The 16,515-nt window shown below is 50.9% G+C and carries 16 protein-coding genes; 10 read left to right on the plus strand and 6 right to left on the minus strand.

All coding sequences use genetic code 11. The features are described 5' to 3' along the window. Nucleotides 1–104 precede the first annotated feature (104 nt). Nucleotides 105–1,493, minus strand: a complete 1,389-nt coding sequence (gene glmM, locus DZK30_RS08430) for a phosphoglucosamine mutase (RefSeq protein ID WP_118973685.1) — start codon at nucleotides 1,491–1,493, stop codon at nucleotides 105–107. Nucleotides 1,494–1,676: 183 nt separating this feature from the next. Here glmM and DZK30_RS08435 point away from each other — a divergent pair, with 183 nt between their 5' ends. Next, nucleotides 1,677–2,420, plus strand: a complete 744-nt coding sequence (locus DZK30_RS08435; protein WP_118973686.1) for a class I SAM-dependent methyltransferase — start codon at nucleotides 1,677–1,679, stop codon at nucleotides 2,418–2,420. Between the two features lie 4 nt (nucleotides 2,421–2,424). Here DZK30_RS08435 and DZK30_RS08440 read toward each other — a convergent pair whose 3' ends face one another. Then, nucleotides 2,425–3,069 (minus strand): phosphatase PAP2 family protein, encoded by a 645-nt coding sequence (locus DZK30_RS08440; RefSeq protein WP_118973687.1) that lies wholly within the window; start codon nucleotides 3,067–3,069, stop codon nucleotides 2,425–2,427. A gap of 73 nt (nucleotides 3,070–3,142) precedes the next feature. Between DZK30_RS08440 and DZK30_RS08445 the strand changes: the two genes are divergently transcribed. Further along, nucleotides 3,143–5,131 carry an LTA synthase family protein gene (locus DZK30_RS08445; RefSeq protein WP_162902949.1) on the plus strand — a complete coding sequence of 663 codons (1,989 nt, stop codon included), beginning with the start codon at nucleotides 3,143–3,145 and terminating at the stop codon, nucleotides 5,129–5,131. Between the two features lie 438 nt (nucleotides 5,132–5,569). On the opposite strand, the gene DZK30_RS08450 is transcribed toward DZK30_RS08445, so the two are convergent. Next, the gene (locus DZK30_RS08450) at nucleotides 5,570–6,331 is read right to left on the minus strand and encodes a DUF4476 domain-containing protein (RefSeq protein ID WP_162902950.1); all 762 of its coding nucleotides are present in this window, start codon (nucleotides 6,329–6,331) and stop codon (nucleotides 5,570–5,572) included. A gap of 134 nt (nucleotides 6,332–6,465) precedes the next feature. Continuing rightward, entirely contained in the window at nucleotides 6,466–8,088 is a 1,623-nt protein-coding gene (locus DZK30_RS08455; protein WP_162902951.1) for a DUF6029 family protein, read from the minus strand. 265 nt (nucleotides 8,089–8,353) lie between these two features. Between DZK30_RS08455 and DZK30_RS08460 the strand changes: the two genes are divergently transcribed. Both DZK30_RS08460 and DZK30_RS08465 read left to right on the plus strand, forming a co-directional pair. Further along, nucleotides 8,354–8,860, plus strand: a complete 507-nt coding sequence (locus DZK30_RS08460) for a TlpA family protein disulfide reductase (RefSeq protein ID WP_118973691.1) — start codon at nucleotides 8,354–8,356, stop codon at nucleotides 8,858–8,860. A 69-nt stretch (nucleotides 8,861–8,929) separates the two neighbouring features. Next, a complete protein-coding gene (locus DZK30_RS08465; protein WP_118973692.1) occupies nucleotides 8,930–9,307 on the plus strand; it encodes a DUF1634 domain-containing protein in 378 nt (125 codons plus the stop codon). A 58-nt stretch (nucleotides 9,308–9,365) separates the two neighbouring features. On the opposite strand, the gene DZK30_RS08470 is transcribed toward DZK30_RS08465, so the two are convergent. After that, nucleotides 9,366–10,367 (minus strand): NAD(P)H-dependent glycerol-3-phosphate dehydrogenase, encoded by a 1,002-nt coding sequence (locus DZK30_RS08470; protein ID WP_118973693.1) that lies wholly within the window; start codon nucleotides 10,365–10,367, stop codon nucleotides 9,366–9,368. Nucleotides 10,368–10,475: 108 nt separating this feature from the next. On the opposite strand from DZK30_RS08470, the gene DZK30_RS08475 reads away from it, so the two are divergent. The 3 genes from DZK30_RS08475 to DZK30_RS08485 all read left to right on the plus strand — a co-directional run bounded on the left by DZK30_RS08475 (nucleotide 10,476) and on the right by DZK30_RS08485 (nucleotide 13,966). After that, nucleotides 10,476–11,792 carry a MutS-related protein gene (locus DZK30_RS08475; protein WP_118973694.1) on the plus strand — a complete coding sequence of 439 codons (1,317 nt, stop codon included), beginning with the start codon at nucleotides 10,476–10,478 and terminating at the stop codon, nucleotides 11,790–11,792. 61 nt (nucleotides 11,793–11,853) lie between these two features. Beyond that, on the plus strand, nucleotides 11,854–12,390 hold the full coding sequence (gene hpt / locus DZK30_RS08480) for a hypoxanthine phosphoribosyltransferase (RefSeq protein ID WP_118973695.1): 537 nt from the start codon (nucleotides 11,854–11,856) through the stop codon (nucleotides 12,388–12,390). A 94-nt stretch (nucleotides 12,391–12,484) separates the two neighbouring features. Continuing rightward, nucleotides 12,485–13,966 carry an aminotransferase-like domain-containing protein gene (locus tag DZK30_RS08485; protein ID WP_118973696.1) on the plus strand — a complete coding sequence of 494 codons (1,482 nt, stop codon included), beginning with the start codon at nucleotides 12,485–12,487 and terminating at the stop codon, nucleotides 13,964–13,966. A 13-nt stretch (nucleotides 13,967–13,979) separates the two neighbouring features. Here DZK30_RS08485 and DZK30_RS08490 read toward each other — a convergent pair whose 3' ends face one another. Next, nucleotides 13,980–14,615 carry an FMN-dependent NADH-azoreductase gene (locus tag DZK30_RS08490; protein ID WP_118973697.1) on the minus strand — a complete coding sequence of 212 codons (636 nt, stop codon included), beginning with the start codon at nucleotides 14,613–14,615 and terminating at the stop codon, nucleotides 13,980–13,982. A gap of 181 nt (nucleotides 14,616–14,796) precedes the next feature. Between DZK30_RS08490 and DZK30_RS08495 the strand changes: the two genes are divergently transcribed. The 3 genes from DZK30_RS08495 to DZK30_RS08505 all read left to right on the plus strand — a co-directional run bounded on the left by DZK30_RS08495 (nucleotide 14,797) and on the right by DZK30_RS08505 (nucleotide 16,440). Further along, complete coding sequence (locus tag DZK30_RS08495) at nucleotides 14,797–15,228, plus strand: DoxX family protein (RefSeq protein WP_118973698.1); 432 nt, start codon at nucleotides 14,797–14,799, stop codon at nucleotides 15,226–15,228. A 15-nt stretch (nucleotides 15,229–15,243) separates the two neighbouring features. Continuing rightward, nucleotides 15,244–15,687: a carboxymuconolactone decarboxylase family protein gene (locus DZK30_RS08500; protein ID WP_118973699.1), complete on the plus strand. Its 444-nt coding sequence runs from the start codon at nucleotides 15,244–15,246 to the stop codon at nucleotides 15,685–15,687. A gap of 321 nt (nucleotides 15,688–16,008) precedes the next feature. Next, nucleotides 16,009–16,440, plus strand: coding sequence for a GNAT family N-acetyltransferase (locus DZK30_RS08505; protein ID WP_118973700.1), 432 nt, complete (start codon nucleotides 16,009–16,011; stop codon nucleotides 16,438–16,440). Nucleotides 16,441–16,515: the final 75 nt, after the last annotated feature.

Below are 16,515 nucleotides of genomic sequence, written 5' to 3' on the forward strand. Positions count from 1 at the left end.
GCTAGGCCCTAAAATTAGGACAAATTCGGGTAATGCCTTTGTAAATTTATCTTATTAAAAAGAGCCGCCCGCAGGCAGCTCTTTACATTTCAGATACCGGTAAGCTATCGCTCCTGCATGATCTCCCGGATATCGGTCATGATACGTTTCGCAATATTGCTGGCCGTAGTCTCCGTATTGCTTTCGGAATAGATGCGGATGATCGGCTCTGTATTGGATGTGCGCAAATGCACCCAATCGGTATCAAATTCGATCTTAAGGCCGTCTTCCGTATTGATAGGCTGCTTGCTGTAGCGGCCTTTTATCTTTTCAAAAAGACCTTTCACATCGATGGTCTCGTCCAGCTCAATCTTGTTCTTGGAAATGAAATAATCGGGGTATGTCCTGCGCAGCGCGCCAATACCTTTGCCCGATTTTGCCAGGTGCGTGAGAAAAAGCGCAATACCCACCAGCGCGTCGCGGCCGTAATGCAGCTGCGGATCAATAATGCCGCCATTGCCTTCGCCACCGATCACGGCGTTGACCTCTTTCATCTTCTTCACCACATTCACTTCGCCTACAGCGCTGCCGAAGTATTGTCCGCCATGCTTTTCCGTAACATCGCGCAGGGCGCGGGTGGAGGAAAGGTTGGACACCGTATTACCTTTGTTATGCGTCAGGATATAGTCGGCCACGGCAACCAGGGTGTATTCTTCCCCGAAGGGCGTACCATCTTCGCATACAAAGCAAAGGCGGTCGACATCGGGATCGACGGCTATGCCCAGGTCGGCATTTTTCCTGGATACTTCATTGCACAGCTCACGCAGATTCTCGGGCAAGGGCTCGGGATTATGGGCAAAATTGCCGCTCACCTCGGCGTTCAGCACACTTACTTGTTCTACACCCAGCGCCGCCAGCAAGGCTGGTACATAAGTAGCGCCTGTAGAGTTGACCGCATCGACAATAATTTTATAGTTTTTGGCACGGATGGCTTCGGCATCGACAAGGGGATGCGCCAGAATGGCGTCGATATGCTTCTGCATAAATGATCCGTCTTCGGTGATGGTGCCCAGCTTGTTGATCTCGGCAAAGCGAATTGCCTCCTGCTCGGCCCGCTCCAGTACCATAGCGCCCAGTTCGGCGCTTATAAATTCTCCTTCGTAGTTCAGCAGCTTGAGGGCATTCCACTCCTTGGGATTATGGCTGGCGGTAAGAATAATACCCCCCGCAGCTCCGGCCATGGTCACTGCCATTTCAACGGTAGGCGTGGTGCTCAGCCCGAGATCGATCACCTCGAAGCCCAGGCCTTGCAAGGTGGCGGTAACCAGGCTGCGTACCATCGCGCCCGAAATGCGGCCATCGCGGCCGATCACGATCTTTTTACCTTTCTCCTGCTCCAGGATGAGCGCACCGTAAGCAGCAGTGAACTTTACAACGTCTATAGGCGTCAATCCCTGACCAGGTTGTCCGCCGATGGTACCCCGTATACCGGAGATCGATTTAATTAATGCCATCAGTTAATCATTTATGCGCAGCGAAATTAATCGAATTTCGGACTTAAGTGTATATATTAAATGTGAATTTATCCGGTATATACCTTCAACGGGCGGCGGAAGGCCGTCTGCAGGTAGTTTCCGGCTATAGGTACTGCCGGAAACAGGTTCTTTGCTTAACTTTGCCTGCTTTTGAAAAATTTTATGCCTGAAGAAAAGAAAGAATGGTTTGAGAACTGGTTCGACTCCCGCTATTACCCTCTGCTATACAGCAACAGGGATGAGGAGGAGGCCAGCCTGTTCGTTTCCGGCCTGGTTGCCTACCTCAAACCCGGGCCCGGCAGCCGTATCGTCGATATTGCCTGTGGCGAAGGTCGCTTTGCTCAGCAGCTGGCCCAACTGGGCCATGAAGTGACCGGCATCGATCTTTCTGCCCAACGGATAGAAAAAGCAAAAGAAGCCGAAAGCAGGCAGCTGCATTTTTATGTACATGATATGCGCTTCCCTTTCTACATCAATTATTTCGACTTTGCCTTTAACTTCTTCACCAGCTTCGGCTATTTCGACACGGCGCGCGACAACCATATGGCGGCCCATGCTTTTGCAGCAGCCTTGAAAAAAGGCGGGACGCTGGTGATCGATTATTTCAACGAGCAGTATATTGAGAAAAGGCTGGTACCTGCCGAGACCATAGAAAAAGAGGGCGTCTCGTTCCATATTCAACGTGCAGTAAGGGAGGGCAAGATCGTCAAAAAGATTGCCGTCACAGATGAGCAGGGCGGGCAGCACCATTACCAGGAGCGCGTATCAGCCTTTGAGCTTAAGGACTTCATTGCGCTGTTCCGCAGGGAGGGACTCGAGCTGCAGGAACATTTCGGCGATTATCTGCTCAACCCCTTCGACGAAGAGCAGTCGCCACGATTGATCATGGTGTTCAAAAAGCAGTAGATAATTAGTCTTTTGCAATCATTTTCCGCTTCTGTAGCGGCTTCCCGAAGTTGAAATACCGGTTAAATAGCCATGCCATCAATCCTCCCAACAGGATGCCGAGCAGGGCGCCGCAACTGACATCTCCCGGGTAATGGACGCCTACGTACACTTGCGCATAACAAATAGCTGCCGCCCACAACCAGAATAGGTAGCGCCATTTTTTGAAATAAGGCTTCAGGCAAAAGATGACATAGGCAGCCAGGCCGAAGTGATTGACCGCATGCGACGACGTAAAGCTTCCGCTGGTGGGGCAGCGCCCTATGCGCAGTTTCATAATGCCCGCCAGCAGCGGCTCGCTGCAGGGACGCACCCGGTCAAAATAATTCTTGAGGAAATTGCTGCTCACCTGATCGGTCAGCACCACGGTAAGCCCCGCAATAAGGATAAAGGGGAGCGCTTTCCAGCGGAACCGCCAGATGACATAAATAATGAGAAAAGCATAAAGCGGGTACCAGGTGCGTTGATCGCGTAGAATGGGCATTACCGCATCGGCCAAACCACCGGTCCAGTCGACATTCACCTTCACAAACAGCGCCCTGTCCCAGGCGTCGAGCCGTTGCAGCAGGTCGGGCCAGAACCCTTCGGATGTAGCGGAGCGTATTGCCATAGCGCGGCAAAGTTACTATTGTGTATCCCGAAAGCCTATTTTTGCAGATTATTTTACTGAAAATAAGAACGTATTGAAACGAATACTCCTTCCCCGCCATATAAAGTGGCTACTGGCTACAGGGCTTCTTTTCCTTTTGCTGATGACCTTATTGCGCGTCACCTTCCTGCTGGCCTTTGCCGCGCCCTCCAATAGTGAGCCTGTGCCTTATGGCCGTGCTTTGTTCCTGGGATTGCGCTACGATGCCCGCATGGTGGCGGTCGCTTGTCTCATTTTCTTCGCCCTGGGGCTAATCCCGGCGCTTAATCCCTTTCGCAGCAACAAGGGCAAGAAGCTGGCCATGGGTATATGGTTTGCACTGATCCTGGTCGCCGGTATTTTCTACGCGATCGACTTTGCCAACTATGCTTACCTGAACGAAAGGCTCAATGCAGGCTTGCTCAATTATGTAGCTGATGCCCGTACCTCGGCAGCGATGATGTGGCAAACCTACCCGGTGATCAGGATATCGCTGGGCATCGCCCTGTCGCTATACCTGCTCCTGAAAGCAATCGGGCGGCTATACCAGTGGGCCGACCGTACAGCGGGCACGGCCACCAAAGCTACTGCCATCGGCGGCGGTGTCGCTTTTTTCCTGCTGCTGGCCTTCCTTATCTTTGGAAGGATAGGCCAATATCCCCTGCGCTGGAGCGACGCCTTTATTTTGGGTAATGATTATGCCTCCAATGTAGCCCTCAATCCCTTTCAATCTTTTTTCAGCTCCTTGCAGTTCCGCAATGCCACCTTCAATAAAGAAAAGGTGAAACGCGATTACCCGCTCATCGCCGCTTACCTGGGTGTAGCCCGGCCGGATAGCAGCCGGCTGGATTATTTGCGCCGGGTACAGCCCGACAGTCCACTGAAAAGGCAACCCAATGTCGTGATTGTAATCTGTGAATCGTTCAGTGCCTATAAGAGCTCGATGTATGGCAATCCGCTCAACACAACGCCTTACTTTGCCGGTATGTGCCGGGAGGGCATCTTTTTCGACCGCTGCTTCACACCCGGCTATGGCACAGCGCGTGGTGTATGGACCACAATTACCGGCACGCCGGATGTAGCTTTGTCCAAAACATCCAGCCGTAATCCCCAGTCGGTGAACCAGCATACCATCATGAACGATTTCAAAGGCTATGAAAAGTATTACATGATCGGCGGCAGTCTCAGCTGGGCCAATATAAGGGGTATCCTGACCAATAACATCCAGGATCTTCACATCTATGAGCAGGATGATTATAAGGCGGCCAAGGTAGATGTATGGGGCGTAAGTGATAAGAACCTGCTGCTCTCGGCCAACAAGATCTTTGCCACGCAGCAAAAGCCGTTTATCGCGGTGGTGCAAACGGCAGATAACCACAGACCCTATACCATACCCGATGAAGACAAGGTGCGGTTTAAGATACTGACCCCACCGGCCGACAGCCTGAAACGTTTTGGATTTGAATCGGTGGATGAATACAATGCCTTCCGGTATACAGATTTCTGCTTCCGGGAGTTTATCGAAGCCGCAAAGAAGGAGGCCTATTTCAACAATACCATTTTTGTTTTCGTAGGTGATCATGGTATTGGTGGCGATGCAGGCGATATGTTTCCCCGGGCCTGGAGCAGCGAGCTTACGGCGATGCATGTCCCCTTGCTGTTCTATGCGCCCGCTTTGTTTCCCCACAGCTCCTATAGCTTCCCGGCCTCACAATGCGATGTGCTGCCTACAGTAGCCGGCCTGTGCCGGATCCCATACCGCAATACGACTCTGGGCAGGGATCTGCTCAGCCCTTTTATGCAGCAAGACCCGTCGCGGCAGCTGGCCTTTATCTATAATCCCGACCGGCGCCGTATCGGTATCGTTAAGGATTCGGTGTTCTGCAGCTACAATATTGAAGGCAAGCCCCGGCCGCAATTTTTCAGCCTGAAAGACAATACGACACCGGTCCTTGACCAGGCGGCCCAGGACCATTATTACCAGCTTACTGATGCCTGGTACCAGACAGCACGGTATATGCTGTTGAACAATAAGATCAAATAAAATTTGCTGACTATCCGGATAAAGGAAACAAAGTTTTGCATGTCTATAAATACCAGCTGGTACGCTTTGATTTACCCGTCTTTTATTGGGTGTTACTATCTTTTCTTTTTTTGCTCCGCCAAAAAAGAAAGAAAAAAGGCGGCAAAAAAACAATGCTCCGCTGTTTTTTTGTGGCCAACACACCCAGGCTTAAAAACAGATAGCAACTTCAATTCAGCATTGCCCGACATAGGGTCATAGATCAACATTTTAATCATTAACCCAAAGGATCATTTCTTCATTGCTCCTATTTTTAGCTGGTTTCGTATATTGGGAAGTCAGTTAAGATCTTTCGTGCTCAAAAGCTTACGATCGTACCGATCGACGGAACCAGAAACGATTCAAAAGGAAAGCGCTGCCTGTTTTATACAGGCAGCGCTTTCCTTTCGGGCTATACAACTATTTGTTCCTTAAAAAGTCCTCAAAGTCCTTTTTACTTTCAGGCAGGGTGAAAACACTACCGACGGAAGCAAAGTTCTGCTTGTCGCTGACCCGGGCATAGGCCGCCTTTGCGAAAGTAAGCCGGTTGTCATCGAAAAAGATCCAGCCGGCGATATTGGTCACCTCTGCTGAAGTCACGCTGTTGGCAGCGATGAACTTACGGGCCTCCGCAAGCTTTTTACTATCGGCGTCCTCTTTGTCCATTGCGGTTTTCAAAGGCTGTAGCCTGGCGCTTACGGTGCGGTCGGGAGGCATCTCCATGGGAGTGTCATCTGCCACGGGCTGGCTGTTATCTGTGGCAGTCCCCTCGTCCTGGCCCAGCGGCTGATCGCGGCGGGGGTCAAATGGTGGTTGCTGTGCCAGGGGCTGCAGCGAGGCAACTTCCAGCATACGGAACTTACGGGTACCGATGTCGACAATACAGTCGTAGGTAGATCCCTTCTGTACCTTAATGGTCCCGCTGTACACCAGCTCGGCTTTTCCCCCTTTACCATCGGCATAGGCCCTGTAGCGATACACCTGCATGTTCTGACGTTTGCGGGGAATATCGGCTATGGTAATGCTGCGGCCGATCTTCCTGAAATCGCGCCCATTGATCGTTACCAGCAATGGCCCGCCATCGCTTAAGCGAATCCTCAATGTGCTCCTGTCACTTCTCTGGGCAAAAACGGCTGGCAAAAAGCATAAAATAGCTAAAGCCAGCACTATTATTCTTTTCATCGGGTATTGATTATTGCGGTTAGACCTGAATTGATCTGCTAAGTTAAATCGCAAAAGAGGCATTATTTATTGTCCGTATGTTAAAAAGCCCCGGTTGCGGGTACAACCGGGGCTTTTGCTCAAAAAAACAAGATTTAGAAGCTGGAAGTGATCATCAGCCTTACACCGCTGAAGGCCGGCTCGTAACGGCATACACCGCCCGAGCAGTTAATACCGGCCACCTGCTTTACATAGGCCAGGGAAATACGATGCGCACCCTGTGTACGGGCAATGAACACATTGTAGAAGTGCTTGTCCTTATAAATGGATTTTTCGCTGGGCGCTACGTTATACATATCCGACAGCGCAAAAGACCACTTGGGTGCGATAGCATATTCCAATCCTACGAAAGCCCAGCTGCCATCGTCCTCTTTGGCATTCATGTATTGCGCCTGCAATTTCAGCGAGCTTTTGTTATTGATCAGGTAGGTGATCTCGGTAAAAGGTGTAATGGCTTTCAATATCGGATCGCCGATCTTGCCCTGGTAGAACAGGTTATACTCCATATACTGGGCGCCCACGTCGATCAGGAAGTTTTTTACGCTGCGGATATTGGCCTCAAAATAGGCTTCGCGGTATAGCTTCAGACCATCGAGACGGTCGATATGCGTATAGCTCAGGTTGAAATCGTAATTGTCGTTGGGCGACACAAGGGCGTTGGCATTCACTGCCTTTTCGCTGATGTCCTGCGAAGCGGGGGTATAGCGGGCAATGAGCCGCTGCGGCCTGATCTGGGCTACAATAGGCTGCCAGTTGATCTGGCCGTTATTGGGCGAATTTTCATCGGGCGATATCCGCATCACGAAATTTTCGGTGCGTTTACCGGTCACATTCAATGCCAGGCCTTTACGGGCATAGCCCAGGGTGCTGAAAATGATGTTGCCGGGCTTATCGCGGTATACCTGGTCGATACTGGTCGCGTTCAGGATAGGGTAATTGATGGTCTCATGTGTTTTGTACGCACCTTCTACATACCAGGTAAAGTCTCCGGCGGTAAGGGTATTGTAACCGGTAAACGCATAGGTATTGTACATGGGCGTAAAGCGATCGGCTACATCATAAGTCTGTACGGTATTATAGATACCGGTATAGGTTTGCTGGTCCAGCGTGCGGTTGAGCACACCCACACCTGGATTGATGTGCACCGACTTGCCCAGGCTGAAATCACCTTCGGCATTAAAGCCTTTGATGATGGGCCGGTAGCGGTCATATATATTTTTTTGTTGACCCACAAAACCTTTTACGGTAATATTATCGGCCAGCTTATATTTCAGGTGAAGGCCTTCGAGCGCGTTGTCGATCAGCAGGCCGCGATCTTCATAGGAGCGGAAAAGGATACCGCTACCGATCTGGTCGTAGATATAACCGCCGGTAATGGTCAGCCCCATGATCTCCTTGCTGATGCTCCAGGCCCCGATACCGAAGCCGCTCATGGCTTTGTACGGATCTTTAAGATTGGAATTGCTGAAAACATCCAGTCGCAGGTAGCCTGTAAACCCGTAGTTGGAGTAGCGCAGGCTGAGCCAACCTTCGCCGCCGCTCAGGTATTTATCGTAAAGATCGTTGCCGGCAGCTCCAATAGCCGAATCTCTCTGAAAAAAGTTCCCGTTCAGCTGCAGATCGCCCGAAAAGGTTCCGGCGCCCTGTGCCCTGGCGTTGTTGTATCCAAGCGTAGCAAGCGCTGACAAGAGGGAGAAGTGTAAAAAAATCTTTTTCATTGGGTATTAAACTATGGGTGTTTTGAACAGTCAACGCGTATAAAAATTTCGCTAAGGTAGTTTTTTTTAATAAAGATTGCCAGCATCTATCCATTTATGTAGTATGAAATAGTAAGCCGCCACTTACTTTCCGTGGTGAATCTTGTGTTAATCTGCATAAAGGCGGGAAATAAAAATGCATAAAACTTATATTTGCACCATACGCTCCCGTAAGCGGGGAGCATAATACAGAATCTATTGCTCATTCTTAACTTTCGCTTTCTATATGAAGAAATTAGTTGCTTTAGCCGCCATGGCCTTCCTGGGCTTCAATGCCAGCGCGCAGAATACCCCACAGATGGACTTGCCCAATACGCCCATTAAAGATCTTTCCGGTAGCACCGTCGCCTTTAACCAAACCGTGGAAAAGGGCAAAGTGACCTTGATCAGCTTTTGGGCTACCTGGTGTGTTCCCTGCAAAAAGGAGATCAAAGTGGTACGTGAAAAGATGGCGGAATGGAAAACGCAGGCCGATTTCAACTACATGACCATTTCGGAAGATGACAGCCGGGCTACTGCCCAGGTAAAGGCTTATGCCAAATCACAGGGCTGGGAATTTCCTTACTACCAGGACCCCAACTTTGACCTGAAGCGCTCGCTCAATTTCCAGAACGTACCCTTCTCCGTTATCGTAGACAAGCAGGGTAAGGTAGCCTATATGCAGAGCGGCTACGAAGCCGGTGGCGAAGAGATCCTTTTTACGAAGATCAAAGAACTGGCTGCTAAACAATAAGCATCCTTTTTATAACGAATCAGGCAAATCCTTTCCTCACCGGGAAGGATTTGCTATTTTTGCAGTCACATGAAGTCCTTCCAGGATAAAGACCTCCAATCATTCATCGGTAACCTGCTGCGTCTGGGCGTAATGATCGCTATGGCGATCGTGGTTGCAGGTCTGCTGCTTTACCTTTTCCAACATGGCCGCGATATCGCCGATTACAGCACATTCGACGAGCACGGCATTTTTCGTCCGGCTGTTTTCTGGCAGGCATTGCGACATGGCGACAGCAAAGCCATTATGGAACTTGGCGTCATCGCGTTGATCGCGACGCCTATCGCGCGGGTTTTGTTTACGATGATCGGTTTCTGGTTGGAAAAAGATAGGCGGTACACGCTTATCGCCCTTGTGGTGCTCTGCATTATTGCCTATAGCCTCTTTTTCGGCGTAGCGGGACATTGATATGTAGAGACGTTGCATGCAACGTCTCTGGTAATCGGACATGCAACGTCTCTACAGGTCAGGACAACAGTGTTTCGATGGATTTAAATGCCGTAACGGGCAGCGTATTTTCCCAAAGCACGTCGTGGATCTCCTGCATGATGGGCATATCGATAGCCAGCCCGGCCGCTATTTTTCTCATGCCGCGCACGGCAAAATAGCCCTCGGCTACCATGCTCATTTCGGTAGTGGCGGCCTTTACAGAATAGCCTTTGCCAACAAGCGTGCCGAACGAGCGGTTGCGGCTATGCGGCGAATAGCAGGTCACGAGCAGATCGCCCAGATAGGCGCTGGTATGAAAATCGGGTATCTCGTTGGATGGATGCACCTGCTCAAATTGCTGCTGCAGAAAGCGGTACATTTCCCGGTAACAGTTGGTATTGTATACACTCAGAAAATTGTCGCCGTAGCCAATACCATGGGCAAGGCCAGCCCCTACCGCATATATGTTCTTAAGGACCGCGGCGTATTGTGCGCCCCAGAGATCATGGTTGGCGGTAGTGCGGATATAGTCGGTCGAAAAAGCGGCAGCAGCCTTTTGGGTAACTTCGTCGTCGAGACCCGAAAAGGTAAGGTAAGAGAGTCGCTCCTGCGCTACTTCTTCGGCATGGCAGGGCCCGGTGATCGCGACATACTGCCGCAGTGGCACGGCAAATACATTTACCAGGTAGTCGTTGAGCAGGATATGCTGCTGTGGCAGTATACCCTTGATGGCTGAAACGATCGTCTTTTGCTGTAAGGCATCCACAGACAGGGTATCCAGCACATCGAGCACGTAGGCCGAGGGGACACAAATAACAAGGGTGTCGCAAGCCTCGATCACCTGCTGCAACCGGGTGGTGGGCAGTATCTGGTCGGGACGGAAGCTAACGGAGGTAAGATAGTGAGGATTATGGTGCTTTTGCAGCAAATGCGATACAGAATCCTCATTGCGCATCCACCAGTGTATTGTGTTTCCGTTGTCAGTTAGCATTTTTGCCAATGCCGTGGCCCAGCTTCCATTTCCAATAATGCCGAACATGCTGTATGTAGTCAAAATTTGCCTGAAAAGTAATACCTTAATCGTTTAAATAAAAATTTAAGTTCTGTGGAAATTCCTTAAAGCAGACTCAATTCCCAAAGCCAGATCGTGATCTTAGATAAAACTACACTACAGGACCTTTCTTTTCTCAATGGCGAGCAGTCGGTGTTTGCATTGATCAACCGCTGCACTACCCAGGCCGGATCCGACACCTTGCGCAAGCTGGTACAAAACCCGCCCGCGACGTTTGAACGCCTGCAGGAGCAGCAGGAAGCCATACGCTTCTGGATACGGCATACGGACAGCTGGACGAAACAGGTTTCCAACGGAACACTGGTGATGATCGAGAAGTTCTATGAATCGGCCGATGGTGTGGCAGGCCGTTCCAATCCCCTGACGCTGCTCATCAATTCGCTGGTACAAAAGGTATTTAACCGCAATGCCTATTCCTTCGTTCGCTTTTCCGTATCGCATATTATCGACTTTCTGAAAGGCTGCGCCGAGCTGGTGACCTTACAGGACCAGGATCCTCCCATTGCTGTAGACCGGGAGCTTGAGGCCTTTAAGGAAGTACTGTCGCTGCCGCTGTGCCTGTCGCTGGTACAAACGGATGCCGACGCTTCACAGGCGGTGCTCATGGACCTCAGCTACCGCGCCCGGCGGGAGATCAAGCATATCGTGTTTCAGCTGATCGAACGTTATGCCCGTCTCGATGCGCAACATTCGCTGGCGCTGGCCACGCGTGAACACGGCTGGGAGCTGCCGGAACTATTGCCGTCGAAGGCTATGCGTTTCGAAGCCGTCAAGCTGTACCACCCTTTGCTGGAGCAACCTGTTGCCTATGATATCCTGTTTTCCAGGGAAAAAAATTTCCTGTTCCTCACGGGGGCCAATATGTCGGGCAAAAGCACCCTTATCCGTGCCATGGGCGTATCGGCATTGATGGCCCATATCGGCATGGGCGTTCCTGCACAATCCATGCAGATCAGCTTCCTCGAAGGGATCATCACCAATATGCAGGTGGAAGACAATATCTTCCTGGGCGAAAGCTATTTCTTTGCCGAAGTGCAGCGCATGAAGCTGACGGCCCAAAAGCTAAACCGCAACCGCTACCACCTGGTGCTGATGGACGAGCTGTTCAAGGGTACCAATGTGCATGATGCCTATGAATGCAGCCGGGCCGTGATAGAAGGCCTGCTGGGACAGCAGGACAACCTGATGGCGTTGTCGACGCACCTCAACGAGCTTTCGGAAAACCTGAAGGAAAAGACCAATATATGGTTTCGTTACTGCTACACCCGCATCAGCGACGATGGTCACTACGAATTTACCTACCAGCTGAAAGAAGGCGTATCGCGCGACCGGATTGGCTATCTCGTACTGAAGAACGAGGGTGTGCTGGACCTGCTGCGGCAAAGGGTTTAATGGAATGATAAACAGGACTACGCGGGAATTTTGTTTCTTTGCAGTCCAAATTTTCGAGCTTATGAGCAGCATCCGTGTACACGATAAAGACTTTGTGCCCTACTTGTCGGCTGAAGACATAGCGACTAAGAATAAAGAGCTGGCCACGCAGATCAGCAAAGATTATGCGGGCAAGCGGCCCTTATTTGTCGCCGTGCTCAACGGATCGTTCTTGTTTGCAGCCGACCTGTTCCGCAACCTGGAGATCGAGGCGGAGATCTCTTTTATCAAGCTGGCCTCCTATAAAGGAACCACATCGTCGGGCAACGTGATCACGGCAATAGGGCTGGAAGAATCCCTGCACGACCGGCACATTATCCTGCTGGAAGACATTATCGATACGGGGAAAACATTGCATGAATTTCTCCCGCAGCTCGAACACCAGGGACCGGCTTCCATTCGCATTGCTGCATTGCTAACCAAACCGGATGCGCTGAAATACCCTGTACATGCCGATTATACCGGCTTTGCGATTCCCAATAAATTTGTCGTGGGCTATGGCCTCGACTACGACGGATTGGGAAGAAATATCCCGGCGATCTACCAACTGGCTGAATAAGGCGATCTGATATAAGCAAGATGGATACGAGGGTAAATGCCCAGGCCAATAACGTATTTTAGCGGTGGCGTATTTTTCCCGAAAAAAATCTTTCATGACGCTCCCTTTCAACACGTTGATCCCTATTGAACGACCCAGCCATTTACCCGTCTACATACAGGTATCTAACGGGTTGGTCAACCTGATACGGGATGGAAAAATAACGCCGGGAACCTTTTTGCCCGGGACACGTGAAATGGCGGAGCTCCTGTCCATTCATCGCAAAACGACGATCAACGCGTATGATGAGCTTGCAGCACAGGGCTGGATCGAAGCCTTGCCCCGCAAGGGCTTCCGGGTAGTGCCCGACCTTCCCATAGTAAAGCCCCGCACCTTCAAACCTAAAAATAATTTTCCGGCCGCGCCGGCCATACTCCCGGAGTTGCTGGCATTACCGGCATTGGTTCGTCCCGGAGCTGTAAGCGCTTATAGTGAAGACGACCTTGTTGTGGACGATGGTTTTCCCGATACGCAGCTTACTCCTTATAGCTCCTTTTTGCAGCTATACCGGCAGCAATTGCAGCTTGGTCAGCCACAAAAAGCCTGGCTGAACAAAGATGAAGGCGGATTAATGCACTTACGATCCTCTTCAGCCGGCTTTCTCAACCAGACCAGGGGATTGAATATTACAGAGGAGCGGCTTATGATAACCCGCGGAGCGCAAATGGCCATCTATATTACGGCAGCCTTGCTCATACGGCCGGGAGATAACGTTATCGTCAGCGAGCCGAATTACTTTATGGCAGATCACATCTTCCAGAGTATGGGCGCCGTCATTCACAGGGTGCCGGTCGACCAGGAAGGGATGGACACAGACCGCCTGGCGGCACTCCTGCAAACCGGCAGCTTCAGGCTGCTTTATGTTATCCCGCACCATCATCATCCTACCACTGTTACCATGAGCTCGGCGCGGCGCATGCATTTACTGAACCTGATCAAGCAACACCAGCTCTGGGTGATCGAAGACGACTATGATTACGACTTCCACTACCGCAACAACCCCATTTTACCGCTGGCCAGTGCGGAGCACGAAGGCCGTATTATCTATATCGGTTCTTATACCAAGCTGCTCGGACCATCGTTCCGGATCGGCTACCTGGTTGCCGCCAGGCAGATCGTGGAGCAGGCGATAAAATACCGGCGGCTCATGGATATAAGAGGCGATTTTATGATGGAGTCGGCCCTGGCTACCCTGATCGACAACGGAGCGCTGGGACGGCATATCAAGCGAAGCAAAAAAATATATGCCACACGGATGGAGCTCGCTGCCGGCCTTATCGCCGGCACTCTGCCCCATGCCATACATTTTAACAAGCCTCAGGGCGGCATGGCTTTATGGCTGAAGTTCCGGGAAGACTATCCGCTGGCACGCATCCTCGCCAAAGCACCATCGCGCAAGTTGCACCTTACCGGTAGCGCCTACTTTGAAGGACACAACAGTGACTACAACAGCCTGAGGTTTGGCTTTGCCTCTCTCCCGGCCGATCAGCTGAAAAATGCGATCACCACGCTAGCCGCGGTGATCGCTGGCAGCTAAGTAAGGCCGGCCCTCAAGCCCCCACAAGAGCGCACAATTCACGTACACAGGCCGAGATGGTCTGCCGCGCCGCTGCAATAGCCTTTTCCCGTACTTCTTCGGAACTGAATTTAACCGGGAAAACATCAATGAATTGAGCGTCGTCCAGGCCGATAAACGCAAATATCGTCTTCAGATAAGGTACCAGCTGGTCCATCGGCTTTATCGCCTCGTGCGAAAAGTCGACACCCCGCGTATTGATCACATAAACCTTTTTATTGACCAGCAGGCCTTCGGATACCATGCCTTGTATCCGGAAGGTCATGCCTGTACGCACGACATTATCAATAAACACTTTAAAATTTGAGGGGACCGTAAAATTATACATGGGCATACCGATCACGTATACATCGGCATCATGAAGCCGGCCGATCAGCTTATCGGAGGCGGCAAGCTCGGCGATCATTTCCGGCGTACGCCGTTCGGGAGAAGTGTAATTTCCTTCTATGAACAGGGCCGAAACGTGATCGGGCGCCGCTGCGCCAAGGTCCAGATAATCCAGGGCCAGACCGGGTTCTTTATTCCTGAGCTCCGTTACAAAAAAGCCGGAGAGCTGCCGGGACAGGGAGGCTTCGTTCCGGACGCTGCAATCGATGTGCAATACTTTCATAGGTTGAATGTTTTTTGCGAAAGTACCCCGAGGCGGCAGGCGATAAGGGTACCAGACACCAGTCTTCGCATGGTCCAGGGGAAAAGCATATTTTATTTTTTGCTGGACTACCTGATACAACGGCGCTGGTCCCTTAAACAGCTTTGCCGTGTGTGTACTTTTGCCTCATTATTTCCTGTTTATGATGACCCGAGATTTCGCACAACTCTTTAGCCGCATAGCCCTCGGCATCGGCTTTCTTTTCCCTGTTCTCGACCGCCTGGGCTTTGCCGGCCCGCCGGGACAGGCAGCCTGGGGCGATTGGCAGCATTTTGTTACCTATACCCATAGCCTCATGCCTTTTGTGAGCAGCAGCATAGCTCATATAGCCGGCCTGGGCGCTACGATCGCAGAATGTGTGCTGGGTGTGTGCCTGATTGCCGGGTTTAAAGTAAAATGGATGGGGCTGGGGGCAGCTATGCTCACCCTCGTCTTCGCCCTGCTCATGATGGCATTCCTGGGTATCAGCGTACCGTTCCGGTATCCCGTATTTGTATTTACCGGCGCCGGGCTGCTGCTCTACAGCCTGGATACCTTCAAATGGAGCATTGATGCCTTTCTAAAAAAGAATTAATCCCACTATAAGCATATGAAACAACGACTGTCAATGCGCAAACAATTTCCCGAAGGCGTTAAGCTGATGGGAGAGCTGGACGGCCTCATTAAAGGCAGCGGCATCGATCCGCGTCACATTGAATTGATCAAAATAAGGGCTTCGCAGATCAATGGCTGTGCTTACTGCATGAACAGCCATACCAAAGACGCGCTACAACTGGGCGAGGATCCGCACCGACTGTACGTGCTGAGCGGCTGGCGGGAGGCCCGCGACTGGTTCAGCGAAGAAGAGCAAACCATACTGCAGCTCACGGAAGAGATCACGCTTATCAGCAGACAAGGCTTAAGTGAGGCCGTATATGAAAAAGGATTGGCATTATTCGGAGAAGCCCGCCTGGCTTTCCTCATTATGGCTATTGTCAGCATCAATGCCTGGAACCGCGTTGGTGTGGCCCTGAGCATGCACCCTATAAAATAAAGTGACTATCCCGATATAGGAAACAAAGTAATCTTCGGTCCTTGAGCATGTCGAAAGGACAGATATAAATGGTGCTTCGACGGGCTCAGCAACCGTTATCAAGACGAATTTGGCTAATGTTTCCTATATCGGGATAGTCAGTTAAAATAATTATTCTCTTTTAGTGACCATCGGCGTATAGGAAACACCGGATCATTTTGTTTTTCTCTATGGCTGCTGAGCCTGTCGAAGGACCACGGCACAGTTGCTTTTCCGACAGGTTCGACCGGGAAATATTATTCCTATACGCAGATAGTCAGTTTACTTTTTATCCCACAACTCATGCAACTGATCACAGCACAAACCCGCGCGCAAATAGTATTTTGCAAAGAGGCGCTTTTCGCCTTCAGAACCAACCTCGACGAAGCCACCTATATCGACCTGATCATGGACATGATCGCTAGGGAATCGTTCAGACTGGTATATATACCCAACGAGGACAATACCGCAGCTGCGGCCATTGTAGGCTACAGAACGATGCATATGCTCAGGACCGGCCGGATTATCTATATCGATGACCTGTATACCGATCCGCAGTACCGGGGCAAAGGTTATGCCGGAATATTGCTTGACCATGTTAACCAGGAAGCGGTAGCAGCCGGTATCCGTTCCGTCCACCTGGATAGCGGATATATGTTACATGATGCGCACCGCCTGTATCTGAACAAAGGTTACGTGCTGGCCTGCAATCATTTTGCCCTGCAAACTGCCTGAACATCCGGCTGGCACCTGTAACCGGGAAAACAGTACCGGCTTCATGCCTGGCTTTGTAAAACAAATTATCTTTCT

Origin of the sequence: Taibaiella koreensis, from assembly GCF_003545715.1 — a bacterium.
GTDB classification, from domain to species: Bacteria; Bacteroidota; Bacteroidia; order Chitinophagales; family Chitinophagaceae; genus Taibaiella; species Taibaiella koreensis.

Bases quoted from the DNA above. Each gene is read 5' to 3' on its own strand.
- glmM (WP_118973685.1), bottom strand. From the start codon at position 1,493: ATGGCATTAATTAAATCGATCTCCGGTATACGGGGTACCATCGGCGGA.
- DZK30_RS08435 (WP_118973686.1), top strand. From the start codon at position 1,677: ATGCCTGAAGAAAAGAAAGAATGGTTTGAGAACTGGTTCGACTCCCGC.
- DZK30_RS08440 (WP_118973687.1), bottom strand. From the start codon at position 3,069: ATGGCAATACGCTCCGCTACATCCGAAGGGTTCTGGCCCGACCTGCTG.
- DZK30_RS08450 (WP_162902950.1), bottom strand. From the start codon at position 6,331: ATGAAAAGAATAATAGTGCTGGCTTTAGCTATTTTATGCTTTTTGCCA.
- DZK30_RS08455 (WP_162902951.1), bottom strand. From the start codon at position 8,088: ATGAAAAAGATTTTTTTACACTTCTCCCTCTTGTCAGCGCTTGCTACG.
- DZK30_RS08460 (WP_118973691.1), top strand. From the start codon at position 8,354: ATGAAGAAATTAGTTGCTTTAGCCGCCATGGCCTTCCTGGGCTTCAAT.
- DZK30_RS08465 (WP_118973692.1), top strand. From the start codon at position 8,930: ATGAAGTCCTTCCAGGATAAAGACCTCCAATCATTCATCGGTAACCTG.
- DZK30_RS08470 (WP_118973693.1), bottom strand. From the start codon at position 10,367: ATGTTCGGCATTATTGGAAATGGAAGCTGGGCCACGGCATTGGCAAAA.
- hpt (WP_118973695.1), top strand. From the start codon at position 11,854: ATGAGCAGCATCCGTGTACACGATAAAGACTTTGTGCCCTACTTGTCG.
- DZK30_RS08485 (WP_118973696.1), top strand. From the start codon at position 12,485: ATGACGCTCCCTTTCAACACGTTGATCCCTATTGAACGACCCAGCCAT.
- DZK30_RS08490 (WP_118973697.1), bottom strand. From the start codon at position 14,615: ATGAAAGTATTGCACATCGATTGCAGCGTCCGGAACGAAGCCTCCCTG.
- DZK30_RS08495 (WP_118973698.1), top strand. From the start codon at position 14,797: ATGATGACCCGAGATTTCGCACAACTCTTTAGCCGCATAGCCCTCGGC.
- DZK30_RS08500 (WP_118973699.1), top strand. From the start codon at position 15,244: ATGAAACAACGACTGTCAATGCGCAAACAATTTCCCGAAGGCGTTAAG.
- DZK30_RS08505 (WP_118973700.1), top strand. From the start codon at position 16,009: ATGCAACTGATCACAGCACAAACCCGCGCGCAAATAGTATTTTGCAAA.